General features: G+C 59.2%; 23 protein-coding genes. 19 read left to right on the plus strand and 4 right to left on the minus strand.

Translation table 11 applies throughout. From position 1 onward, the window contains the following. Nucleotides 1-28: 28 nt before the first annotated feature. The 11 genes from O3301_RS28615 to O3301_RS21960 all read left to right on the plus strand — a co-directional run bounded on the left by O3301_RS28615 (nt 29) and on the right by O3301_RS21960 (nt 9,122). Nucleotides 29-232 carry a helix-turn-helix transcriptional regulator gene (locus O3301_RS28615; protein WP_369812226.1) on the plus strand — a complete coding sequence of 68 codons (204 nt, stop codon included), beginning with the start codon at nt 29-31 and terminating at the stop codon, nt 230-232. Next, nucleotides 229-804, plus strand: a complete 576-nt coding sequence (locus O3301_RS21915) for a hypothetical protein (RefSeq protein ID WP_305052482.1) — start codon at nt 229-231, stop codon at nt 802-804. Before O3301_RS28615 ends, O3301_RS21915 begins: the two co-directional genes overlap by 4 nt. Beyond that, entirely contained in the window at nt 801-1,040 is a 240-nt protein-coding gene (locus tag O3301_RS21920; protein WP_305052483.1) for a hypothetical protein, read from the plus strand. The genes O3301_RS21915 and O3301_RS21920 overlap by 4 nt, the downstream gene beginning before the upstream one ends. After that, nucleotides 1,037-1,390 carry a hypothetical protein gene (locus O3301_RS21925; protein WP_305052484.1) on the plus strand — a complete coding sequence of 118 codons (354 nt, stop codon included), beginning with the start codon at nt 1,037-1,039 and terminating at the stop codon, nt 1,388-1,390. The genes O3301_RS21920 and O3301_RS21925 overlap by 4 nt, the downstream gene beginning before the upstream one ends. After that, nucleotides 1,390-1,572, plus strand: a complete 183-nt coding sequence (locus O3301_RS21930; RefSeq protein WP_305052485.1) for a hypothetical protein — start codon at nt 1,390-1,392, stop codon at nt 1,570-1,572. Before O3301_RS21925 ends, O3301_RS21930 begins: the two co-directional genes overlap by 1 nt. Further along, complete coding sequence (locus tag O3301_RS21935; RefSeq protein WP_305052486.1) at nt 1,569-3,755, plus strand: AAA family ATPase; 2,187 nt, start codon at nt 1,569-1,571, stop codon at nt 3,753-3,755. The genes O3301_RS21930 and O3301_RS21935 overlap by 4 nt, the downstream gene beginning before the upstream one ends. Next, nucleotides 3,752-4,261 (plus strand): hypothetical protein, encoded by a 510-nt coding sequence (locus tag O3301_RS21940; protein ID WP_305052487.1) that lies wholly within the window; start codon nt 3,752-3,754, stop codon nt 4,259-4,261. The genes O3301_RS21935 and O3301_RS21940 overlap by 4 nt, the downstream gene beginning before the upstream one ends. 170 nt (nt 4,262-4,431) lie before the next feature. After that, nucleotides 4,432-5,502 (plus strand): tyrosine-type recombinase/integrase, encoded by a 1,071-nt coding sequence (locus O3301_RS21945; protein WP_131689423.1) that lies wholly within the window; start codon nt 4,432-4,434, stop codon nt 5,500-5,502. 570 nt (nt 5,503-6,072) lie between these two features. Beyond that, nucleotides 6,073-6,336 carry a hypothetical protein gene (locus O3301_RS21950; RefSeq protein WP_305052488.1) on the plus strand — a complete coding sequence of 88 codons (264 nt, stop codon included), beginning with the start codon at nt 6,073-6,075 and terminating at the stop codon, nt 6,334-6,336. Between the two features lie 71 nt (nt 6,337-6,407). Further along, the gene (locus O3301_RS21955) at nt 6,408-6,791 is read left to right on the plus strand and encodes a hypothetical protein (RefSeq protein ID WP_305052489.1); all 384 of its coding nucleotides are present in this window, start codon (nt 6,408-6,410) and stop codon (nt 6,789-6,791) included. 9 nt (nt 6,792-6,800) lie between these two features. After that, on the plus strand, nt 6,801-9,122 hold the full coding sequence (locus tag O3301_RS21960) for a hypothetical protein (protein WP_305052490.1): 2,322 nt from the start codon (nt 6,801-6,803) through the stop codon (nt 9,120-9,122). A gap of 239 nt (nt 9,123-9,361) precedes the next feature. Here O3301_RS21960 and O3301_RS21965 read toward each other — a convergent pair whose 3' ends face one another. Beyond that, nucleotides 9,362-9,943 (minus strand): recombinase family protein, encoded by a 582-nt coding sequence (locus tag O3301_RS21965; RefSeq protein ID WP_305052491.1) that lies wholly within the window; start codon nt 9,941-9,943, stop codon nt 9,362-9,364. Between the two features lie 299 nt (nt 9,944-10,242). Between O3301_RS21965 and O3301_RS21970 the strand changes: the two genes are divergently transcribed. Together O3301_RS21970 and O3301_RS21975 are read left to right on the plus strand one after the other, a co-directional pair. Continuing rightward, entirely contained in the window at nt 10,243-10,506 is a 264-nt protein-coding gene (locus tag O3301_RS21970; RefSeq protein ID WP_305052492.1) for a hypothetical protein, read from the plus strand. A 780-nt stretch (nt 10,507-11,286) separates the two neighbouring features. Beyond that, nucleotides 11,287-12,273 (plus strand): contractile injection system protein, VgrG/Pvc8 family, encoded by a 987-nt coding sequence (locus tag O3301_RS21975; protein WP_305057488.1) that lies wholly within the window; start codon nt 11,287-11,289, stop codon nt 12,271-12,273. Nucleotides 12,274-12,419: 146 nt separating this feature from the next. Here O3301_RS21975 and O3301_RS21980 read toward each other — a convergent pair whose 3' ends face one another. The 3 genes from O3301_RS21980 to O3301_RS21990 form a co-directional block, all read right to left on the minus strand. Beyond that, nucleotides 12,420-14,027, minus strand: coding sequence for an AAA family ATPase (locus O3301_RS21980; protein WP_305057489.1), 1,608 nt, complete (start codon nt 14,025-14,027; stop codon nt 12,420-12,422). 107 nt (nt 14,028-14,134) lie between these two features. After that, nucleotides 14,135-15,007, minus strand: coding sequence for a hypothetical protein (locus O3301_RS21985; protein WP_305057490.1), 873 nt, complete (start codon nt 15,005-15,007; stop codon nt 14,135-14,137). A 7-nt stretch (nt 15,008-15,014) separates the two neighbouring features. Continuing rightward, nucleotides 15,015-15,458, minus strand: coding sequence for a helix-turn-helix domain-containing protein (locus O3301_RS21990; RefSeq protein ID WP_305057491.1), 444 nt, complete (start codon nt 15,456-15,458; stop codon nt 15,015-15,017). Between the two features lie 79 nt (nt 15,459-15,537). On the opposite strand from O3301_RS21990, the gene O3301_RS21995 reads away from it, so the two are divergent. The 6 genes from O3301_RS21995 to O3301_RS22020 all read left to right on the plus strand — a co-directional run bounded on the left by O3301_RS21995 (nt 15,538) and on the right by O3301_RS22020 (nt 22,761). Beyond that, nucleotides 15,538-15,741 (plus strand): hypothetical protein, encoded by a 204-nt coding sequence (locus O3301_RS21995; protein WP_305057492.1) that lies wholly within the window; start codon nt 15,538-15,540, stop codon nt 15,739-15,741. A 10-nt stretch (nt 15,742-15,751) separates the two neighbouring features. Further along, nucleotides 15,752-15,955, plus strand: coding sequence for a hypothetical protein (locus tag O3301_RS22000; protein ID WP_305057493.1), 204 nt, complete (start codon nt 15,752-15,754; stop codon nt 15,953-15,955). Between the two features lie 37 nt (nt 15,956-15,992). Then, nucleotides 15,993-16,181, plus strand: a complete 189-nt coding sequence (locus O3301_RS22005) for a hypothetical protein (protein ID WP_035825591.1) — start codon at nt 15,993-15,995, stop codon at nt 16,179-16,181. After that, nucleotides 16,178-16,384: an ogr/Delta-like zinc finger family protein gene (locus O3301_RS22010; protein ID WP_305057494.1), complete on the plus strand. Its 207-nt coding sequence runs from the start codon at nt 16,178-16,180 to the stop codon at nt 16,382-16,384. The genes O3301_RS22005 and O3301_RS22010 overlap by 4 nt, the downstream gene beginning before the upstream one ends. Before the next feature lie 396 nt (nt 16,385-16,780). After that, a complete protein-coding gene (locus O3301_RS22015) occupies nt 16,781-17,392 on the plus strand; it encodes a hypothetical protein (RefSeq protein ID WP_305057495.1) in 612 nt (203 codons plus the stop codon). 326 nt (nt 17,393-17,718) lie between these two features. Next, nucleotides 17,719-22,761: a diguanylate cyclase domain-containing protein gene (locus O3301_RS22020; RefSeq protein ID WP_305057496.1), complete on the plus strand. Its 5,043-nt coding sequence runs from the start codon at nt 17,719-17,721 to the stop codon at nt 22,759-22,761. Nucleotides 22,762-22,800: the final 39 nt, after the last annotated feature.

Consider the following 22,800-nt stretch of genomic DNA (forward strand, 5'->3'; position numbering starts at 1 on the left):
GCTACGGCGTACAAACAAGGGGTGTATCGTGTCACAGAAAGTTATCAGAATTGCCGAATTGGCGACTACCAAGGGGCGGCCCGGCAAGCTGCCAGTCAGCCCGGCCACCGTCTGGCGCTGGGTTCGAGAAGGAAAGTTTCCCAAGCCTTTCAAGCTTGGCGAGTCCGTCACTGTATGGGATCTGGACCAGGTCGAAGCCTTCATTACGAAGCGCGCTAAGGGAGCTACATGATGCTCTCTCACCATGTCAGAAAAAATCCTGTTGACGCGCGGCCATTCTCCACCTATCCTGAAAACGTCGCAAAAAAAGAAGCGACCGGGTTTGGCGACCTGACTTACACATGGCGGACAACCGCTTCCAGGCGGCTTTTTTTCGTCCGAGCCATTGCGTCTCCTATGAGCGGCAGTGGTGGGGATACCTTCGGGTATGCCGGTTTCCGTGTGTACCGGTTCGCCAACCCCACCATTTGCTGCTCACCCCGTTTGGCGACGGGTTGTGCGGTTTCAAAACTACACACGGAGGCAATCATGCCAGGCTCCACCACATCCCTACATTCCCCCTCATTCGTCGGCACCCTCTCCGTCGACCAGCTTTTTCAAACCGCGTTCTACAACGGCCGCGCACCACGCAGCCAGGAATACAAGGCCGGCGCCCGCATGGCGCTTGAGCACCGCATCGAGCGCAAGGACTTCGACCTGCCGTACCAAGCCGGCACGGCCGCCGCTGACGCTTTCTTTGCCGGTATTGAAGAAGGCAAAACGATCTGGCGTACGGCCGTTGCCAAGATCGGCGGTGCTGCATGAAAACGAGCACTCGTAGCCAAATTGATGCGGCCATCGTGCTGGATGCGCCCTTTGCTGATATTCACCTCGCCTACGCTGTCGCTCCCGAGCATGCCCGCATGCGCGCGCGCCAGTTGGCCGCGCTTCTGCTGGCAATGCAGCCAGAAGACGGCCCTGGTGATCTGCTTTGGCTGGCACAGCAAATGGCAGATGAAGTCGCGGGCACGTTGGCTGGCATCGACGGAGGTGCACCATGAACACCCGTCACACACCTGCACCGGCCAAGCTGCCAAAAGCCACCGCGTTTCATGTGCCCTTCTCGCACTTGCACCTCCACCTGAAGCATGACCAAGATGCGCAATTCGCCGCCGCCACGATGGATATCGCCCGTGGCATTGGCGTGTGCCTTGAAATGGCCAGCAATAGCGATCTGGCCAGGGAAACGAACACCGATGCCGATCCGGCCGACGAAGACTTGCCTGTGCTTGACCCGGTAGATACCTACATCCTTACGCGCTTTGCCATTTCGGCAGCGAGATTGCTGGCCGAGCACGCTAATGACCGCATCACATGGCTGAACGAATACCGCGTAAAGGAGGCGAAATAATGGCCACCGCACCACACAAGCCCTGGGGAGTCACCTTTGCTGGCGCAACCATTTCCTTCTCTACGCGCGCAGAAGCCAAGCGCTTCATCCGCATCAATCACCAGGATGTGGCAGATCGCCGCGGTGGCACCTTCAAGGCCGTCATTATCCGCATTCCTGTGCCGAAGGAGGCTATCCATTGAACGCATCGCTTTCAAACATTGAGGCACAGTTTGCCATCGCCATGGCCGGCTACGACCTGGCCCCGCCCGATATCGTCGCCGATGGCCTGCGCCACCGCTTCGACGCCCCGGATGACAAGAAAGGCAAGAAGTCGGCCTGGTACATCCTCCACAGCGACGGCGTGCCGGCCGGCGCCTTCGGCAACTGGAAAACCGACCTGTCCGAAAAGTGGTGCGGCAAGTCAGACCAGGTGCTGACGCCGGCCGAACGCGCCGAGTACCGCGCGCGCATCGACAAGGCCAGACAGGAAGCCGAGTTCACGCGCCTGCAGCTGGAAGGCGAAGCAGCGACCGTGTGCGTGCGCATACTGGCCGGCGCGCGCGATGCCACCGACGACAATCCGTACTGCGTCCGCAAGGGCATCAAGCCGTATGGCCTGAAAGAGTTCAAGGACAAGCGCACCCTGATCGTGCCAATACGCGACGCCACCGGCGCCATCACCAGCGTGCAATTCATCTACGAGGATGGCAGCAAGCTCCTCAAGTCGAACGGCAAGGTCAAGGGCTGCTACTACAGCTTTGGCGGCAAGCCTGCCGATACGCTGCTGGTCTGCGAAGGCTTCGCTACTGGCGCCAGCCTGTATGCAGCCACTGGCTACCCGGTGGCCGTGGCCTTCAATGCCGGCAACTTGGAGGCGGTGGCCAGGGTATTGCGCGGGAAACTGCCGGGCATCCGGATCATCGTGTGCGCCGATGACGACAGGTTTAAGGAGAGTAGCAATACCGGCCTGATAAAGGCGAAGGCTGCGGCCGCTGCTGTTGGCGGCTTGCTGGCGGTGCCTGTGTTTCAGTCTGACGATGGACAGCCTACCGACTTTAACGACCTGCATGCCCGCGAGGGAAGCCAGGCTGTCATGGCGGCAATCAGCGCGGCCGCGTCGCAGGACCGTAGCCATGCTGCGCCTGTTGCGCTGGCGGCGCCGCCGGCCGAGCCAGCAACGAGCCTGACCAACGATCGTTCGATGATCCCGGCGACTGACACGCGCACCGTGAAAATCCGCTGCGCCACCGATATCAAGCCGCTACCGATTACCTGGCTGTGGCCTGGTTGGGTGCCGGCCGGTAAGTTGACCATCCTGGCCGGTGCCGCCGGCACAGGCAAGACCACGCTGGCGCTCGGCCTGGCCTCTGTGCTGACGGCAGGCGGTCCATGGCCTGATGGCAGCGCCTGCAAGCGCAAGGGTAACGTGCTGGTGTGGTCGAGCGAGGACGTGGCCGACGATACCCTGGTGCCGCGCCTGATCGCCTCCGGCGCCGACCTGAGCCGCTGCCACTTTATTGAGGGCATCACGGAAAACGGCGAGAGCGTGCCATTCGATCCGGCCCAGGACATTCCGGAGCTGCACCGCGCGGTGGCCGCCATCGGTGGCGTGAGCCTGCTGCTGATCGATCCTATCGTGTCCGCCGTGGCCGGCGACATGCACCGGGCCAATGATGTGCGCCGCAGCTTGCAAGCCGTGGTGGACTTCGCCGAGGCCCACCAGTGCGCGGTGATCGGCATCACCCACTTTGCCAAGGGCGGCGCAGGCAAAGCGCCACAGGACCGGGTTATCGGCTCCCAGGCGTTCGGCGCCCTGGCGCGCATGGTGCTGGTGACGGCGAAGGAAGAAGACGGCGCCCGCCGTGTGCTGGCGCGCGCCAAGTCCAACATCGCACCGGATGACGGCGGCGTGTCTTACAGCCTAGGCATGAAGACGATCAATGGCGGCATCGAAGCCACGCACGCGGTATGGGAAGGCACCATTGACGGAACTGCACGGGAAATCCTGGGCGAGGTTGAGCACGATGAGAGCGAAGGTGGAGATGGTGGGCAGCGTGACGACCTGGAGCGCATGCTGATTGACACCCTCACCGATGCTGGCGGTCGCATGGCCACCAAAGCTTTGCAAGCCGAAATCCGGGATGCTGGACATTCATGGGATGCGGCCAAACGCATCAAAAAATCGCTGGGAATTGAGGCGGTGAAGGCCAGCATGGGCGGTCCATGGATGTGGTGTTTGCCGGGCGCAATTCCACGAAGGGAGCACGAAGGGAGTGAAGGGAGCACAGAAAAAACAGCGCCCCCTTCGCTCCCTTCGGCGCTCCCTTCCCAAAAGGTTGCATCCAATGTCATACCAATTTCCTCGGTTGAGGTGACGATATGACCCCCGCAAGCCTGCTGGCGGAATGCCAAAAGGCAGGCGTAATTGTCGAGCTGGCAAGTGGCGCTCTCAAACTGAAAGGCCAGCCCGATGCGGTGCATTTCGCTGCAGGCATGCTGCGCCCTTTCAAGGAAGATCTGGTGCGTTACCTCGATCAACCCATCGCCGAACCACTTTTCCAAGTGGAGCCGCCTTGCCAGGCATCGAGCACGACGCCTCCCGACGATACCACCCGCGCACGGGCGGCACTGTTTCGTGGCCGGGGTTTGAGTCAGGCGGCCGCAATGGCGCTGGCGCAGCGGCTGACGGTGCGCGACCAGCAGCACGATGAACGGCGGGTATGCCTGGAATGCGCGCACATGGCCGGCACCGCCAACGCCAGGCGCTGCGGGCAATGGCGACAAAACCGGATGAAGGGCCCGGCCATGCCCGCCGACCTGGTGGACGTACTGCAGCGCTGCCACGGCTTTGCGATCCGGGTGCTCCGGGATAGCGAAGCATCACCATGACGGCGCGGCCCGCAAGCCCGGAAACGCTCCGGTAACGCCGCTGTAACGGTGACTGCGTTACTTCGCTACTGCCAAGCCAGCGGCGCGTGCGGATGCGCGGCCATGGTGCCGCGCCAGCCGCTGCATATTACTCAACATTGCCACAAAAAATAGCTACGATAGGAAAAAACATGAGCGCAACTTTATTTCGAGTTGGAGAAAGCAAGATTTGGCATTACCGGTACCAGGTGGCCGGCCAGCGCGTCCAGCGCACCACGCGCCTGACGGTGAAGCATGAAGCCGAGATTGTGGCCGCACGGGCCTACGCCGACGCTGTTACCCGAGCGAACGGCGGCAAGCCGGTACCAACGCTGGCCGAACTGTTCGCCGAGTGGCAGCTGGTACGCGCACCCGTCGCCAGTGTTGCGCATCGCCGTTCGGTGGATGTGATCCGGCGCCTGCATCTTTACGACCTGGGCGATCTGCCGGTGAGCGACATCACCACCCTGCACATCGAGAAAGCGCGCAACCTGCACCTGGTCGACCACAAGCCAGCGTCCGCCAATGCCTGGTTGCGGGTAATCAAGCTGATGGTCAATTGGGCCGTCAAGCGCGAGATCCTGCTTCGGTTGCCATGGCGAGTAACCATGTTGAAGGTCCAGAAAGTCCCGCGTGCCATCTTGTCGCTCGCTTCGGCTGGCGATTGGCTCGCCCAGGTCGATGCCGCGACGGTAGACACGCCCGAAGTTGCCGTGGCCATACGGTTGCTGTTCGGCCTGGGCCTGCGCGAGGGAGAGGCAGCCACTGCGCGCTGGGAGTGGATCGACTGGGAACGCAAGACCTACACGCCGGGCATCACCAAGGGCCGCGAGGCCGAGCCTTGCCCTATCCAGCCATGGCTTGTCGACTATCTGGCACCCTTGCGCAAAGGCGAAGGCCTGATCGCGCCGCGCGCCGACGGCACGCAGCTGCAATCCGGCTATGCCCGTACGGCGATGAAAACCGCCAATGCGAAGAGCCAGATCAAGGGGCTCACGCCGCACCGCCTGCGCGGCAGCTATGCGACGCTGCTGTCGGAGGCCGGCGCGAACATCCAGACGATACAGGCCGTCATGCGCCACAAGAGCCCCATCACGACGATGGCCTACCTCGAAAAGGATATGGATTGCGTGAAAGCTGCGCAGGAAAGGATGGCGGAGAAGATGGGTTTTGGGCGGCGAGGAAGTGAAACGGCCGCTCTGCTCCCTCCTGCGAAAAAGTAACCACCATGTTTATCGGGAATCATCGGGGATTTTCGGGCCATTTTCGTGGTTTTCGGCCATGCGGCAGCAATTCCCATAGGCATTTTCATGCAAGAAAGGCAAGGCCGTTTAGATGGTTCGCACTGGGTTGGTTCGCGGCAAAGTTCGCACTGAAAACGCGCAAATTGAAAACGGGTTTTCGTGCTGCTACGCTGAAATACTTCGATCCGACGCAGTGGAAATTGGAGGCGAAATCGGTTCCCGGCATGGCAATTCGGTGCAAAATAAAGCCGAGCAAATCTCAATCACATGGGGAGAGAAATCAGCGCTCCTTCATAGGGGAATATCGATATGGACAAACGCGCCGCAGGGCTTTCTATCGCAACGTTTTACCGAATGTTCGGCGCTACTTACCTGGCCTTTCGGCGCCTTGTCCTGATGAGTGGCGTTCAGCAACCCTTGGCAGCCGACCAATTTATTTGAGCGAAGCGCGACGTGCCTTTAAGTGCGCACCAAAGCTCCCCATTGGTGATGGTTTTAGTGAGGGGGCGCGACGACTTTATCGGATAGTGCAACGCTGCAGGTGGACTGGTGCGTAAAGGGGCATATCAAAAAATGCTCGATGGGCTGGCGGCTCTCTCGGTGCCTGAGCCCGCAAAGCGTCAGTTTGAAGAGCTGATACGCAAGAGCGCAGCCCTGGACGGCATTTCTTCAATCGACCGGCAGGAGCGCGTGAAGTTCGCGCGCCACCTGCTCGACCAGAGGGAAAGCCGCGCGACGATCTGCCTGCGCCTGCAGGCGAAGTATGGAATCGGTCGCTCACAAGCCTATCTGGTCATTGCCGAAGCGCTGTAACTGTCCGGTTTCCCCCCTGAGAATCGGACGCAAGCGGGATTTAATGCGCCATCGACATGAAAGGAAACTGAATGAAAATCGTCTACTTCAACCCGGAGTTGAGCACCCGAGCGCCTGACCTTCTCGGTGTTTTCTGTATGGATCCCAACGGGCAATGGCTCACCCTGCAAGACATCGATGAGGTGCTTGCGACTGGCGCGGATGTGGAAATTCGCCAGGCCACCGAAACTGAGGTCGAGCGTGCGGAGGCAGTTGTGATTCTTTACGAAATAGAATTGGAGCTGGCAAGGCGGGTTGGTGGCCTGCTTGACCCTAACGCCGCGGCTATCGACAGCGTTGTAGCAATGGTTACGTCCGCTTTTGCCGCTGACGTGACAGAACCACCGTGCGATTCGCGCCCAGCTCAGCTAGAGCCTGTTGTCGATACCAAGTTGCCCTTGTCCGATATCTCCTGAAAGTAAATCATGCGCCCAATTCAAGAAAAGATCGCCGAGGCGAAAGCCGCCGGCTACAGCGATGCACAGATTACCGATCACCTCGCCTCATCTCCCGACTACGCCGATAAGATCAAGACCGCGACGACTGCCGGCTACAAGCCAGAAGACATTATTGGCCACTTAGCGAATACGAAGGCGGCACCTGCCAACAAGCGCACTTTTAAATTCACCAGTCCAGAAGGCAAAAAATATTCCGTTGAGGGGCCAGATGGCGCCACCGAGCAGGAGGCATTCCAAATACTGCAGTCACAGCTTGGCGCAGGGGCGCAGACCTCCGCACCCTCAAAACCATTCGGTCAGCAGCTGAACGATAGTATCGCCGACATTCCGCGCCAGTTCGGCCTCGCTGCGCGTTACGGCATAGAGGGTACCGGCGAAGCGTTTAATCTTCTGGCGACGCCGTTTCGGGCGGGCCTCAATATGCTGGCCCCAAAGAAGCAGACGCTACCCGGACTGGTAGCCGGTGCAACACCCCGCGATGTTTTCCAGCCCGTCAACTTCAGAGGCTTAGCGGATGCTGTCGGACTTCCAGAGCCTCGCAATGCAATCGAGCGGGTGGTTGGCGATATGACGCGTACTGTGGCCGGGGGCATGGTACCGGTCGCAGCAGCAGGGCGGGTCGCCCAGGGCGCATCAGGCGTGACGAAAAGCGTTGCACAGACACTTGCGACCAACCCTCTGCAACAGCTGGTCTCTGCCGGTGCAGCTGGCGCCGCCGGCGGTTACGCGCGCGAAACTGGCGGCACCAATACATCGCAGATGTTGGCAAGCGTGGCAGCTGGCGTTGCCGCACCGCTGACGATGAACAAACTCGCTCAGGCTGCTGGTGCAATTGGCCGTATGGCGCGCCCTCAGGTGCCATCACCAGCGCAGATCGATACACATATCAACAGTGCATTGGGACCGAGCGGCATGACGCTGGCCGACTTGCCGGCTGGCGTACAAGCGGGCATTCGAAAGGATGTGGCCGATGCTTTCAAAATTAGCGATTCTGTCACCCCGATGGCTGTCAGACGCCTGGCCGACTATCGAATGACCGGTACAACACCAACAGCCGCAGGCTTGACGGACAATCCGGCTGTTATTACGCAACAACGTAACCTGGCCAAACTGGGCATTAACAGTAAGGACATTTCGGCTCAGACTCTTGGGCAGAATGAGAATGCCAATAATAGGCAACTTATTAGCGGTTTGAACGAGGCAGGTGCAAGCACGCCCGATACGGCGATTGCCGGTGGCCGCCGGGTAATGGCTGGCGTGGAAGGTTACAACGACCGCGCCACTGGCATCATTGGTCGACTGTACGACCGTGCTCGAGATTCAAGTGGGCGCAGTGCCGCGCTTGACCCGCAAGCATTTGCAACGCGTGCGGACGAGCTTTTGACATACAACCTGCGCAATGCTGAACTGCCCGCAGATATCCGCAAGAAGCTCAACGACTTCGCATCAGGAGCCGTGCCACTGACCATCGAAACTGCGGAGCAATTCAAGACGATTATGGCAAAGGTTCAGCGGACATCGTCTGACGGAGGCGTACGCGATGCGATCAGCCAAGTACGTACAGCATTAGAGGAAACGCCATTGCTGCCAGGGCAGCCGCTTGCAGCAGGTTCACAGGCCGCGTTTGATCGTGCGCGCAGCACGCATCGACAATACATGGGCATTGTCGAAAAGACGCCCGCTTTACAGGCCGTGCGTGACGGTATCGAACCCGATAAATTCGTGCAGCAGTTCGTCGTTGGGGGCGGTTCGAAGTCGAATGTAGCCGACGTGGCAGCGCTGCGCCAAGCAGTGCGATCAAGCCCTGATGCGCTTCAGGCCGTCCGGGAGCAGATTGCAGCACACCTGAAGGCCAAGGCGCTTAACGGCGCCGCTGACGAAGTGGGCAACCTAAGCCAATCGGCCTACAACAAATCCCTGAACGCCATCGGCGACGAGAAGCTAGCGTTGTTCTTCACTAGGCCGGAAGTCGACCAACTGCGGGCGATCGGGCGGGTGGCCAGCTATGAACAAGTGCAACCAAGAGGAAGCGCGGTCAACAACTCCAACTCCGCAGCAGCAATCGGCAATATTTTTGACCGTATTGCAGGCAGCTCGCTGCTAAGTAAGGTGCCATTTGGAAAATCGTTACAGGAGCCGATCCAGAACATCTCAGTCGGACTCAAATCAAGTGCGGCGATGAATGTACCGAAGGCGCTGGCGGGTAACCCTTTGCAACGCGCAGCAGGCCGCCCGGTGGGATTGGCAATGTCGCCGGCCGTGCTCATGCAGCAGCAGGAGGAAAAGTGATGGGCTACTTCCTGGATTCAAGCCAGGCGTTAATGAGCATGGCGATAAAAGCGCCCAGCATGATCGGATCGTAGTGCATGGTTTTTCCCGGCAAGCCTGTCGATCTGGCAATTATAGACGCTCCACCCATCGTGTTGATGATGGCCTTGCACAGTACCGGCGCCATGCTCCTATGGTGCAGGTATCACAGCAGCCACATCGCACCAGCGAAGCAACTGGTGCGTGCACTCCCCACCTAGCTATGCCGCATCGGGCTGGGCCTTGAGGATACGGCCAATGCTGGCGCGTGATATTTCGTAGGTGCGGGCCAATTCGCTGATCGACGAGCCCTTTGCATGCTGCGCAACGATGGCCAGCCGCTGGCTGTCATTTGTTTTGGTCGGGCGGCCTAACTCCGTTCCTTGCTGCTTGGCGCGCGCCAGTCCTGCCTGGGTACGCTCGACCAAAAGATCCCGCTCCATTTCCGCGACAGCGCCCAGCATGGTCAGCATGAGCTTTCCTGCCGGCGAGGTCAGGTCCAGCTTGCCGAGCTGCAGCACGATCACCTCGATCCGACGGGCTGCTAGCACCTTGATGGTGGCACCCACGTCCTGCGCATCACGGCCCAGGCGGTCAAGCTTGGAGACAACCAGCGTTTCGCCCGCTCGTATCTGCTGCTGTAGCTGCGCAAACTGTGGCCGCTGCGCCGCTGGTACCTTTCCCGATACGCCTTCGTCTGCGAACCAGTAATCGATCACGATCCCGGCGCGTTCAATCTCCTGGCGCTGGTTCTCGGCGGTCTGGTCTGCCGTGCTGACTCGGCCGTATGCGAAAGTTGCCATTTCTATCTCCAAGGGTTAGCAAGCATGTTCAATAACGTGTTCAATATATATGAACATGTTCATAAATCAAAGGGGTATTTTATGAACAGTTCTATGAAGGGGTTTTATCGCCTGTTCATAAACGGTCGTTTTTGAACATGTTGCTTGAATACTGCTGCCTTAATTTTGGTTGGCAATCCTGATCGAGCCATCAGGCCACCGCGATTGGCCAGGCGCACGCTGCTTGAGAATGACGTCAAGATGACCTGCCTGCTATGGTGGAGCCTGGCGTTACCACACGACGAGAAAGGACCACAAGTATGACACCCACCGAAATCGATGTTCTGACCAGACTGGCCGAAGCGATAGAAAAGATGCAGCGGCCACCGATACCGCTATCAGTCGACCTCTGGGACACCAGCTGCCTCGCCGCGTATTTCAAGCGATCAACAAACCGCGTGCGCAGTGATATTGTCTGCCTTCCGAGTTTTCCCCGGCCGGTTCGATTGCCGGTGGAGGGACGCTCCCAGGCGCTGTACAAGGCGCGGGAAGTCATCGCCTGGGCCGAAAAGCACACCGCATAAATCACCGGCGCGGCCAAGCGCGGTGAGTGCAACTACGGGAATCCCGGTAGCACTCAAACGGCCCCCCATTTCTTTTGACGGTACTTTTGACGGTATCTAAGCTCAAGGTCGGCAAAGACCCTTGATGATAGGCTGGCTTCCGGGGTTAATTCGATTCCGGCTCCGGCACCAGCGCACAGAATTCAGAAACATCAAAAAAGCCATCAAACCCAATACAATCAACGGGTTAGTGGCTTTTTTTACGTCCCGACATTTCCCTTGATACAGATTAAACCCGACAAAAACCGGTAGCGATTACGCCAGATTTACGCCTTGATCGCGCCTCAACGAGAGGGATGCATGGCTTCACTCAGGAAACGGGTTGGCGGCTGGCGGGCGGAGATCGCCATCCTCGGCACACGGGAATCTAAGACATTCAGCACCTAGGCCGAAGCTGCGGCCTGGGCGTCGGAACGCAAAACCGAAATCCGGCGCGGCGCCGACAGTGGCATTGTCGTCGGGAAAAGCTGCGGCGACGCATTCGACCGATACCTGGAAGAAGTCTCCATCCACAAGCGCGACGAGCGCCGGGAAACGCTGCGCCTCAATGCCATCGGCGAAGTGCTCATTGGCGGCGTGAAAATCAAGATATCAAGCTGGCCAACGTGACACCTGAACTGCTCGGCGCCTGGCGCGATCAGCGCATGACCGGGGAAAGCAAGGTCAGTGGCGCCACCGTGAATCGCGAGCTGAACTTGCTTTCCCACGTTTTTACGACTGCGCGCGGGGAATGGAAATGGCTTGCGATCAGTCCGACCAGCCGACACGTTTAAACAGCAGCAAGAACACAGCTTTCACAAGACAACCCTGGGCGCCATCATCGAGGCGATTGCCTTTCGCAACGAGCTGGCGTCGGGCGTGTCGGCGCGCCTGCGCGATACCGCTATCGAGCACATCGACCAGACCCACGAAAGCGATGCGGCCTTCCCGCGCCGGCTGGGCAGGAAATACGATGCCGTGGCCACCGTCAAGAACGATACTTTGCTGTTCCTCCCCATCAACCAGAGCCGCACCGCCAGCGGCAAGGCGTTGCCCGTCATCCCCATCACGCGCGCCCTGGGCGACGGGCACCGCTACCACAGCGCCGAAAGCGACGCGTACACGGGCGTGCGCGCCTTCTGGCATGACGAGCGCTACGCGCGCCGCCGCAGCGTCGTGGCCGGCGTGCCCGGCAACAGCAAGCGCCTGCGCACCACCTTTGCCAACGAAACCGACGCGCGCGCGGCGGCCGTGGCCGAATGGCAGCGCATCCTGCGAGGCCTGGCCACCTTTGAAATGAGCCTAGCCCTGGGCAATCCTGCCGTATTCCCGCAATCGCCCGTGACCGTGACAGGCTTCAAGCCCGAGATCGACGCCACCGAATGGCTATCGGTCAAGGTCACGCACAGCCTGGGCGGCAACGGCTTTACCACTCGGGTGGAATTTGAAACGAAAACGGAAGCGGTGGAGGCAGAACGCGAGGACGAGAAAGACCCGGACGAAGGCATCACGGGCGTGGTGGCCAAATGGAAGGACGTGGCGGCGAAGAAGAAAAAATCGGGGCAGGAGCAGGCCGGCGCCATGGGCACGCTCAAGACGCTGGAACATGTTTACAAGAGCAAGCAGGCCGCAAAAAGGGCGGCGCTGCATGCGTGGCGGCATATCAAGGAAATGCGAGAAATCATTCGCGAAAACAGGGAGGAGCCGCTGGGGCCTAGGCAAGCAGTAACTAGCGCAGAAACCGCATAAATCTGCGCAGACCACTTCCACTCAGCGACTTCATTTGCAGCAAAATTGGAAATGACTATTTATCAACTAATCAGATGCGCTGAAGTTCAAGTGGAGTTCATGCAAAAAGAGTAGTGTCTCCCATCATGTCTTGCCCAGCGTCCGGCTCAAGTTGCGACAGGGATTGGCAGTTTGGCCTTTAGCGCAGCAGTCATTTCCGGAACAGTACCGTTACGCATTACACGAAGAACCCATTGCTCGAACTTGTCTTTGTTTACCCCTTTTACCTTTGCTACAAAAGAAAGAACTCCTTTGTTGTCATACCATCGAAGCAGTGCGGCGATATCTTGATTGCCAACGGCATTCTGTATCGCCTCACGAGCGAGTGTTGCGAGAGCAGTCACATCCAGTGCTTCAGTTTTCACTTTGTAAGTTTCTGCTAGCGCTTCCACATCTGAGGCTGCGCTGAGGTCAATTTTTTTCAACATTCTATCAATTCTGCGACGGCAATATCGCAATACCACATCGAGCTGATTCTTTTCCAAAGAAGCGTGCGTAAGCAATTCGTCAAAGACTTGCGCCGCTCTCATATCAGCATAATTTTTGTCATGACCATCCCACTTGGCGATGGCTTTCACTACTTCTGGAAATAGAAAAAGATTCTCAATTTCCGAGACTGACAGTATTTCTACTCCTTTGGAATGCAATGCTGCGGCCTCGTCTTCAGTGTATGCATCAGCGTCAACAATGCCGGCACAGCTCACTCGGGTAAGTGCAGCGTTGGCGCGCATAGTGACGACCGCATGTAGTACCTCTTCGCATGACCCTCTTGGAATAATCGTCCATTCAGGATAACAAGCTCGAAACACAGCTTTATCAATGCTTCGGCTGCCGCCTTCGACAAATAGTACAGGTCGACGGCTACCAAGAATGAGCGTAGTGATTTCTTCCGAAAATCCACTCTCTTCCGGAACTTCTTCGATTATCCATCCGGTCGATGGTTTGAAGGCACGCAACACAAACTTTTGACCTTTCCTGGATGCTACGAAGTCAAGGTCATGTGAAATAATTACCATACTACAATCTGGTCGAGCGGCCTCGATTTCATCCCAAAGACTTGCAACAATGGCGCGATGGATGTGCAATTCGGGTTCATCAAAAATAATTAACGTATTCTTCGCAGCCACTAAAGTCTGCCCAATAAGATAAAAAATGGCACGTTCCCCGTCGCTCATATCCGCCGCAGAATAACTATCAGTCGAATCTGCCAATCTCACCTCAATATTATCTCCGCTAATCTCAAGTTTCCGATGAGGAAGCAATTTATCCCAAATCTCAACCAGTTTCTCGAAATTTGTTTTTTGCGCCGGCACACCATTCTTAGCGCTTAAATTCTTATGGCTTTTGAGTGCGGTATTTGATTGTTCGGCAAAAAGCACCTGGATTAGGTAGTCGTAATCATTTAATAAATTTGTGGCTGATCTTTGTGCCCACCGGGCTCCGAGGCGATAAGGTAAACCAGAGTCAAGACTAGGAGCTCCAAATCTCAATCCATTTAATGCGGCCCCCTCGCTTATCTTTGCGACTGCCGGATTCATATTCAGCGCGCGGTGAGCAGATATACGATGGCACATTGCACCCAGCTGATCTTCGATTTGTGCGGCAAGTCGAGTCTTCCCACCACCATTGGCACCAATGAAATATGCAGTTGTGCCAAATTCTACCGTTATGCTTTTATTATCACTAGGAGTCTTGACAGCGAAAGAAATTGTCATTTTTTACTTTTCCTATAATTTAGAAATTCTAATTCTACTGTGAATCAAGATCATTGCGATAAAAAAAAGCATGATATCCAACCTGTGACAAGCACCAACGCATGTGGCTACCTGTTCATACCACTTTCAGTCTTCTGCAATTCTGCTTTAAAGTCGAATTCCGAAATAGAACCAATCCCCATCGAATCCGCCTTGCTCATTTGTAGACGCCCAACCAGCGGGCCAACGATCAAAATATCCAGCGAAGTGCTAAACCTAGTGCGTACCTGCCAACCTGCCGCCCTAGCCATTGACTCCAATTCGCAGCGTTTGGCATCTCGAAATCCTACAAAATATGCTGCTGTCTGCCGTTGCTTTCGATCGGACTTACCCATTGAATAGTCTTTGATGCCAAGTGGGCAATGGGAAGCACCATCAGTAACGATTCTGTTATTGGGAAGGAGGCGCATTGCACTCGCCCACCTTCCGATATGTTGAATTTCTCCTGTCCTTAGCGAAGTCACCTTGCCACAAATACGCCTCAAAGAAAAAGTTCGTTTTCCCTGCCTCGTATGGCAATAACCTTCCAAATAATCCGCATCAACTGCCCACACTGAGACTTTCCGAGTTAAATAGCCCAAACCGTCTCGCCTCGGATACGAAAACTGAATTTCGTCGACATCTCCTGCTTCGCCTCGTGCCCCTCTCTTCGACTTTTTCTTTGCGCGTGATGAAACTTGAGCAGGTTGCACCTCAACTGCGACTTGCTTGAGTTGTGGAATATTCTCACTAGCCGAAGGAACTTTTTGCGGAGCCGCAATCCGCTCGATTAGGCATGCAGGCTGTCTGACCTTTGCGGTTGATATGCATAGTTGAATATGTCGCCAAAGGGAGGGGCCCGACTCGCCAGCGTCAATCGCTCGCTTCCGAGGATTCCAGCTGCTGAAAATTATGCAGACAAAACAAGCAGCAACTACAATAAGCATAAGAAGATCAATCATTTGCAGACTATTTTTCCTTTTTTCGTCCGCTGCCGGCCACATTAAAAGTCTGCGGCCCAATGATATTCCCCACGAAATTTTGCCCAATCTTGCCGTGGGTTTCAACGTGTGGGGCATTCCCTGCAAGAGATGCCTGGGGCATTGGCAGGCGCATGCCGCCAATCATTCCAAGAACACCAGCTCGTCCGCGTGCATCTAGGTTCCGGAAACCCGAAACTAATTCACTTTCATCCGGACTGAGCGCCGCAGCTGAAACGCTGCCAGTCATTACATACCAAACGTCTACGCCAATCTCTAATAGCGCACATAGGTAGACAGCATCCGGGGATCGCTCATCTTTTTCATACGAAATTTGAGCGCGTTTTTTGACCCCGCCAACCGCTGCGAAGTCGTCTTGGTTCATGCCCAGACGTTGACGCTCTTGCTTTAATCTTTCACCAAACATACTCATACTCACATCTTTTTGTTTGCTAGTGCGCTTTTGGACACTGTAGTTACGCCATCCTGTAGCGATTACACATCATAACATTATGAAAAACGTATCCAATGCCAGGCGTACGGCCAAGGGCGTCACTACTAAGCCCCTTGGCGTCCGCCTGACGTCTGATGAAGTAGCCGAAGTCGAGGGCTACGCAGAGAAACTTGACCGGTCCCGCGCCTGGTTCCTCCGCTTCCTGATCCTGCGCGGCCTCGCCGACTACAAGCGCGAACTAGCATCCAAACCCACCCACTAAGGACCACGTCATGTACCCCGATGCAAAACGTATCCGCAGCCACCGCGTCATACTGCGCCTCGACGACTACGAGCACCAGCTCGTTTCCTCGATCGCCAACTACCAGGGCGAAGAGCTTGCGGTGCTGGTGCGCCAGATCGTGATGCGTGAAGCCTTGGCCGTGATCGCCTTGGATGACGCCACTATCGACAGCGTACAGCGTCGCAGCGTTTAAACCGAGTCACTTTTGAGCAACTCTAAAGTTACAGAAAATGCCAGACCATCAAATTCACCTCAATGACGAAGAGCGCGCGGTGCTGGAACTCGTGCGCCAGCGCCAGGGGCTGGCAAGTATCGATCAGGCGGCTGAATGGCTCGTCAAGTCGCGCTTACGCATACAGTCGAAAAACATGACAGGTCGCGGTCGCGCCCTGTACCAAGTGGAAAGAAAGCTGAAATGAGAGTCATCGGCCTGCCCTGCCCGCATTGCGAAAACACCGTCCGCGCCGTCAAGAGCCGCACGATGTCCGCCATGTTCAAGGAAATCACCTGCGTGTGCCAGAACCCCGACTGCGGGCACTCCTTCGTGGCAGGCCTGGAAGTGCTGCGCACCCTCTCGCTGTCCGCCATGCCCAAGCCGGATATCCGTCAGATACCGTCTTGAACGGCAAGTCCTTTTGTCAAATAGTGCGCGTCAAAGGCCCCGCCTTTTCACCGGTGGCTGGCGGCAACGGCGGAAAGTAAACGGTGCTGCGCACCAACGAGGCTCGGACACAAGAGGCTAGCGCCACGCGCAGGCAACGAGGCGGACGACATCCGATAGCGTCATAAAAATATTGTTGCGTGTCGCAAACGTTCAAGACCTGCTTAAGCAACCAAACGATACTACCTCCATCTGATGCCAACCGAGGGAGTCTCATGAATACCGCTGCCATGTCCGCCTTGCGCGAAATTGACGATTTATTAATAAATGAAATTTTCGGTGCAGTATCTGTAGCCCTCGATGAGGTATGGAGCTCCAGCGCAATACAGAGAAAATCACACTCACTCATGGATTCATATGTCAATTCGTAAATTTCACCGCCTGTCGGCATGTGCCCTGGCGGCCTATATATTGCTGCATATTGTCAATCACCTGATGGCCATTGCCGGCGCCCATGCGCACATCGCCTTCATGGAGGCGACACGGCCACTCTATCGAAATGCCGTCGTCGAGCCGGTGCTGTTGGCGTGCGTGCTGTTTCAATGTGGCAGCGGAATATGGATGGTGCTGCGGGGATGGAAAAAACGCTGCGGGTTCGTAGCGTGGCTGCAGGCCGGCTCAGGAATTTATCTGGCCCTGTTCCTGCTTTTTCATGTCGCTGCGGTCCTGTTTGGCCGCGCCGCGCTCAAGCTCGACACCAATTTTTACTATGCCGCAGCCGGTTTTGTGCTGATGCCATATGAATTGTTCTTTGCACCGTATTATTTCTTCGCAGTGTATGCCCTATTCACGCACCTGGGCTGTGCCGCATATTGGCAAGTCGAAGCGCGCTCGCCGATGGTGCGCAGGCTCGCCATCGGCGTTCCGACAGGAGTCGGCCTGGTGGTCGCCCTGCTGATCAACCTGGCGTTGGCAGGCATGCTCCACCCGCTCGACATTCCCGCGAAATACCTGACTATTTACCGGTAAGCGGGGCGCGAGCACGCTGAGTCAGAACACGCATGAAAAAAGGAAACCGAACCATTTGCTTGTACGAATTAGCCTGCACATTCTTTTTCCGATGGCGTACAAAGTGCGCCATCATGCTCGTTATCCAGTTTCCACGTTGCGCTGGTGCCGCATCCCCTCATCGCTCCCCCTCAGTGCCTGCCGCCGCTGACGTTTTTACAACAGCCCCCATCGCCCCGCGCTCTCCCCCTCGACTCCCTACTGATATAATACTAACAATCAACTAGTACTCCGAAATGTGCGCCTCAAGGCTCCCGCAACCGTCTGTGTACCGCTAAGCCCAGCCCATGCGCTCCCTTTTCGACCACGAGATCATCAAACAGCTCCACAGCGGCGCCCGCTCGCGGGTTTACCGCGCCCGGGCCGCCGATGGCACTGCGCTGATCGTCAAGATGCCGAATCAGCCGTTCCCCTCCTTTCAGCAGCTGGGACAATTCAAGCGGGAATTTGCGATTGCGCGCCGCTGCCGCCATCCGGGCGTGGCGCATCCGCTGGCGCTGCAGCTGCACGGCGGGCGCTGGACGATGATCCTGGAAGATACCGGCGGCCTGGCGCTCGACCAAGTGTTGCGCGCGCAGGTGGCGGGGCGCAGTACTCCGTCGCAGCCCGCATTGACGCTGGACGATTTTTTCGACATCGCCCTGCAATTGTGCGCGGCGCTGGACGAGGTCCATCGTCAGGGCATAATCCACAAGGACATCAATCCCTCCAATCTGGTGTGGAATGCCGAACGGCGCCTGCTGCAGCTGATCGATTTCGGCATCGCCTGTGAACTGCCCTACGAAAGCCATGGCATCGTCAATCTCCAGACCCTGGAAGGCACGCTGCGCTACATGGCGCCGGAGCAGACGGGGCGCATGAACCGGCGGGTCGATTGGCGCGCCGATTTCTATGCGCTCGGCGCCACCTTGTACGAAATGCTGACCTGCCAGGCGCCGTTCGAGACGGGCGACGAGATGGAACTCGTGCATTGCCACATTGCGCGCAGCCCGGACTGGTCGCACCCGGCGCTGGCCAGCTTGCCTGGCCAGCTGCTGCCGATCATCCAGCGGCTGCTGGAAAAAAATGCCGATCAGCGCTACCAGAGCCTGCAAGGCTTGCGCAGCGACCTCGCAGCCTGCCGCGCGAACAAGCCAGCGCAGGCGCTCAAGCTGTCCGACCACGACGGCCGCTTCCTCGTGCCGCAAACGCTGCACGGGCGCGAAGATGCCATCGCCACGCTGCTGGCGGCGTTTGAGCGCAGTGCCGCCGGCACCTGCGAGATGCTGCTGGTGGCCGGCCATTCGGGTATCGGCAAGTCGGCGGTCGTCAACGAAGTGCAAAAGCCCATCATCGCCCGGCGCGGCCGCTTCCTGTCCGGCAAATTTGACCAGCTCCAGCGCGACGTGCCGTATGCCTCGCTGATCCAGGCCTTCCAGGGGCTGGTGCGCCAGTTGCTGGACCAGCCAGAAGAAACCCTGCGGCAATGGTCCGAAAAACTGCACGAAGCCCTGGGCAGCGGCGTGGGCGTGATCGTCGAGCTGATTCCCCAACTGGCCTTGATCGTCGGCCCCACCGACCCGCTGCCCGCGGCGCCGCCGGCACAGGCCCAGCTGCGCCTGGACCGCCTCTTCCCCCGCTTCGTCGAAGTCTTCGCCTGCGCCGGGCATCCGCTGGTGCTGTTCCTCGACGACCTGCAATGGGCCGATGCGGCCACGCTGCGGATGATCGAGCTGCTGATGGTCTCCTGCGACAAGAGCTGCATGCTGTTCATCGGCGCGTACCGCGATAATGAAGTGGGCCCCGCGCATCCGCTCAGCGCGCTGCGCGACAAGCTGCTCGCCCGTGACGTGCGCCTGTCGACGCTGTTACTGAGCGCACTGACCGAGCCGCAGGTGGCGCAAATGGTGTCGGCCACCGTGCGCGTGGCGGCGCCTTACTGCGCGCCCCTGACCAGCATTTGCTACCGCAAGACGGCCGGCAATCCCTTCTTCCTCAACCAGTTCCTCGCCGCGCTCAACGAGGCGGGCCACCTGCGCTACCGGCCCGCCGACGATTGCTGGGACTGGGACCTGCCCGCGATAGAACAGGCCGGATACGCCGACAACGTGGTCGAGGTGCTGCTGGAGAAAATCCGCCGCCTGCCCGGCGTGACGCAGCACCTGCTGCAACTGGCCGCCTCCAGCGGCAACCGCTTCACGCTCGACACGCTCACCCTGGCAGTGGACCGCGCTCCCCGGCAAACGCAGCAAGACCTGTGGCCGGTGCTCAGGGCAGGCTTGATCCAGCCGCTCGACGAACGCTATAAATACGTCAATGGCGACACCGCCGCGGGCAACAGCGGCGTCAGTTACCGCTTCCTGCACGACCGGGTGCAGCAGGCAGCCTACCTGGTCGCCGATGCCGGCGCGCGCGCGGCCAACCATCTTCTCATCGGCCGCCTGCTCCTGCGGCATACGCCGCCGGAGCGCCAGGACGAGACACTGTTCGACATCGTCGAGCAGCTCAACGCCGGCCGCGCGCTGATCGACGAGGCAGGCGAGCGCGTGCATCTGGCGACGCTCAATCTCCAGGCCGGCGTCAAGGCACGGCGCTCCGCCGCGTTCCAGTCCACCCTGGAGCACATGCGCATCGGTCTCGAGCTGTTGCCGGCGGACGCATGGAACGTCCACGCCGGCCTCTGGCTCGAGCTGCAGCTGGGCGCCGCCGAAGCGACCTACCTGTGCGGCCAGTTCGATGCCGCCGAGGCGATCTACCCACTGGTGCGCGCCCGTACCTTGAGCCCCTTGCAGCAGGTACGCTGCATCGCCATCCAGGCGCACCAGTATCAGTTGCAGGGCCGCCTGCTCGACGCCATCGCCGTGCAGCGCGACGGCCTGGCGCAGCTGGACATCGACATTCCGCACGATGTGGCGCGCATGAAGACGCGCTTCGCCGACATTCTCGCCGACATTGGACGGCAGCCCGGCGCGCATGCGCCCGAGACCTTGCTGGCGGCGGCCGACATGTGCGAGCCGGACGCGGTGGCCGCGATGCAGATGATGCAGGGCCTGTGGATGGCCAGCTACTACGCCGGCCAGCAGGATCTCAGCGCGCTGATGGTGGTGTCGATGACGCGCCTGTCCATGCAGCGGGGGACCAGCGATTTCAGCGCTGTCGCGTATGTCGGCTACGCGATGATGCTGGCGCTGTACAGCGGCGACATCGCGCGCGGCTACCACTTCGGCGCGATGGCGATGGCGCTGGCCAGGCGCCGCGCCAACCTGCAGACGCGCACGCTTACGGGCCTGATGTTCGGCGCGCTCAGCAACCACTGGACGCAGCCGCTGCGCAGCTCCGACGCCCTGTACGAGGAAGCGTTTGGCTGGGCGCTGGAAATCGCCGATTTCGTGCAGGTCGGCGTGGTGGCCGCCGTGCGCGCCACCGACCGGATCATCCTCGGCGACTACCTGCCGCACCTGATGCACGACATCGAGCACGACCTGGCGCTGATGCGCGCCAACGGCCAGCTGGCGATGGCTGATTGCTGCGTCGCCGCCGCGGTCCAGCCGATCAAGTGCCTGACGGGCCTCTTGCCGCGCCAAGACAGCTACGACGATGCGGCCTTCAGCGAGGCAGGCTTCCTCGCACGGTATGGCGACTCGCACCTGTACCGCGCCTACTTCTTGCAAGGGAAGATCCGCAACGCCTACCTGTTCGACAACGCCGACGCCGAACCGCTGGCCGGCCAGCTCGGCATCGTCACGCAGATCATGCGCGGCCAGGCCAAGGTGGCCGAGTGCAGCTTCTACGCCGCGCTGATCCTGATCCGCGCCTTGCGGCGCGCTCCCGCGCGCGCCGATGCGGGCGATCTGCGGGCCGTGATCGGCACGCTGCAAGCGAGTCTCGCCGAGTGGGCCAGGCAAGGCTCGGACAATAGCGCGGCCAAGCACCTGCTGGTGATGGCCGAGATGGCACGCTACCGGGACGATCTGCAGCTGGCCACGCGCCTTTACCAGCAGGCGATCGACGCGGCTGGCCTGGCAGGCTACGTCAACATGCAAGCGCTGGGCAATGAACTGTGCGGCGAATGCTGGTGCGACCAGGGGCAGCCGCGCGTGGCAGCCGTCTTCATCGGGGACGCCATCGCGCATTACGGCCAGTGGGGCGCGGAGGGCAAGGTGGCGCAGCTGCGGGAGCGCCATGCCGCGCTGCTGTCAAGGATGGATGGCCGCGGCACGCAGCGGCATTCTGTCTCCCACACGCACGGTAGTTCCGCGCTCGACCTGGTGTCGCTGCTGAAGGCGGCACAAATCCTGTCGAACGAAGTCGGCCTGCGCAACGTGCTGACACGCCTCATTGCCATCGTGTGCGAAAACGCCGGCGGGCAGGTAGCGCGCCTGCTGCTGCTGTCCGAAGGCAGCTACCAGCTGGAGGCCAATATCGATGGCGATGGCGTCACCGTCCTGCAAGCGCGCCAGCTCAACCTGAACGCCGCCAGCGACCCGCAATTCCCGCTATCGCTGCTGCGCTACGTCATCCGCACTGGCGCGGAGGTGATCGAAGACTGCATCACGGGCGGTTCTCGCTTTGCCGCCGACCCGTACGTGCAGCTGAACCTGCCGCGCGCCGTCATGTGCCTGCCGATCCGGCACGGCGGCCGGATCGACGGCATCCTGTACTTCGAGAACCGGCTGGCCGACGCCTCGTTTACGGAAGAACGCGTCGCATTCCTGCGCATGCTCGGCGCGCAGGCGATGATCTCGATCTCCAGCGCCAGGCTGCATGACAGCCTGGAACGGCGCGTTGCCGAGCGCACCGGGCAACTGGAAGAGGCCAACCGCAAGCTGGCGACCCTGTCCATCACCGACGGCCTGACGGGCCTGTCGAACCGGCGCCATTTCGACGACGTGCTGCGCACCGAATGCGCGCGAGCCACGCGCGTCGGCCAGCCGCTTGCCGTCGTCATGCTCGATGTCGACTACTTCAAGCTCTTTAACGACCGTCACGGCCACCAGGCCGGTGACGCATGCCTGATCCGGGTCGCGCAGGCGCTGGCGGCCGGCATGCGGCGCGCAGGCGACCTGACGGCGCGCTACGGCGGCGAAGAGTTTTCGATCGTGTTGCCGAACACGGGCGCGGACGAAGCGCGCCAGATCGGCGAAGCGCTGCGGCGCGCCATCGAAGACCTGGGCATCGTCCACGCGAGCACAGAAGCGCAGCAGGTGACGATCAGCGTCGGCATCGCGGTCCAGTCGGCGCCGGGCGCCGCCGATCCTGACGCCCTGTTGCGGCTGGCCGATGCCGCGCTGTACCAGGCCAAGGATGCGGGGCGCAATTGCGTGGTGCTGAGGATTCTGCCGCCTGGCTGACGCATGCGCCCCACGCCCTTTTTCACGACGCGGGGCGGC

The organism is Janthinobacterium sp. SUN211, assembly GCF_030587315.1.
In the GTDB taxonomy this organism is placed as follows: domain Bacteria; phylum Pseudomonadota; class Gammaproteobacteria; order Burkholderiales; family Burkholderiaceae_D; genus Janthinobacterium; species Janthinobacterium kumbetense.

Excerpts from the sequence above, each read along its gene's own strand:
- O3301_RS22015 (WP_305057495.1), top strand. The coding sequence starts at position 16,781 with ATGTCAATTCGTAAATTTCACCGCCTGTCGGCATGTGCCCTGGCGGCC.
- O3301_RS22005 (WP_035825591.1), top strand. The coding sequence starts at position 15,993 with ATGCCAGACCATCAAATTCACCTCAATGACGAAGAGCGCGCGGTGCTG.
- O3301_RS22020 (WP_305057496.1), top strand. The coding sequence starts at position 17,719 with ATGCGCTCCCTTTTCGACCACGAGATCATCAAACAGCTCCACAGCGGC.
- O3301_RS21960 (WP_305052490.1), top strand. The coding sequence starts at position 6,801 with ATGCGCCCAATTCAAGAAAAGATCGCCGAGGCGAAAGCCGCCGGCTAC.
- O3301_RS21930 (WP_305052485.1), top strand. The coding sequence starts at position 1,390 with ATGGCCACCGCACCACACAAGCCCTGGGGAGTCACCTTTGCTGGCGCA.
- O3301_RS21945 (WP_131689423.1), top strand. The coding sequence starts at position 4,432 with ATGAGCGCAACTTTATTTCGAGTTGGAGAAAGCAAGATTTGGCATTAC.
- O3301_RS21985 (WP_305057490.1), bottom strand. The coding sequence starts at position 15,007 with ATGATTGATCTTCTTATGCTTATTGTAGTTGCTGCTTGTTTTGTCTGC.
- O3301_RS21940 (WP_305052487.1), top strand. The coding sequence starts at position 3,752 with ATGACCCCCGCAAGCCTGCTGGCGGAATGCCAAAAGGCAGGCGTAATT.
- O3301_RS21955 (WP_305052489.1), top strand. The coding sequence starts at position 6,408 with ATGAAAATCGTCTACTTCAACCCGGAGTTGAGCACCCGAGCGCCTGAC.
- O3301_RS21920 (WP_305052483.1), top strand. The coding sequence starts at position 801 with ATGAAAACGAGCACTCGTAGCCAAATTGATGCGGCCATCGTGCTGGAT.
- O3301_RS21980 (WP_305057489.1), bottom strand. The coding sequence starts at position 14,027 with ATGACAATTTCTTTCGCTGTCAAGACTCCTAGTGATAATAAAAGCATA.
- O3301_RS21915 (WP_305052482.1), top strand. The coding sequence starts at position 229 with ATGATGCTCTCTCACCATGTCAGAAAAAATCCTGTTGACGCGCGGCCA.
- O3301_RS22000 (WP_305057493.1), top strand. The coding sequence starts at position 15,752 with ATGTACCCCGATGCAAAACGTATCCGCAGCCACCGCGTCATACTGCGC.
- O3301_RS21925 (WP_305052484.1), top strand. The coding sequence starts at position 1,037 with ATGAACACCCGTCACACACCTGCACCGGCCAAGCTGCCAAAAGCCACC.
- O3301_RS22010 (WP_305057494.1), top strand. The coding sequence starts at position 16,178 with ATGAGAGTCATCGGCCTGCCCTGCCCGCATTGCGAAAACACCGTCCGC.
- O3301_RS21990 (WP_305057491.1), bottom strand. The coding sequence starts at position 15,458 with ATGAGTATGTTTGGTGAAAGATTAAAGCAAGAGCGTCAACGTCTGGGC.
- O3301_RS21970 (WP_305052492.1), top strand. The coding sequence starts at position 10,243 with ATGACACCCACCGAAATCGATGTTCTGACCAGACTGGCCGAAGCGATA.
- O3301_RS21995 (WP_305057492.1), top strand. The coding sequence starts at position 15,538 with ATGAAAAACGTATCCAATGCCAGGCGTACGGCCAAGGGCGTCACTACT.
- O3301_RS21965 (WP_305052491.1), bottom strand. The coding sequence starts at position 9,943 with ATGGCAACTTTCGCATACGGCCGAGTCAGCACGGCAGACCAGACCGCC.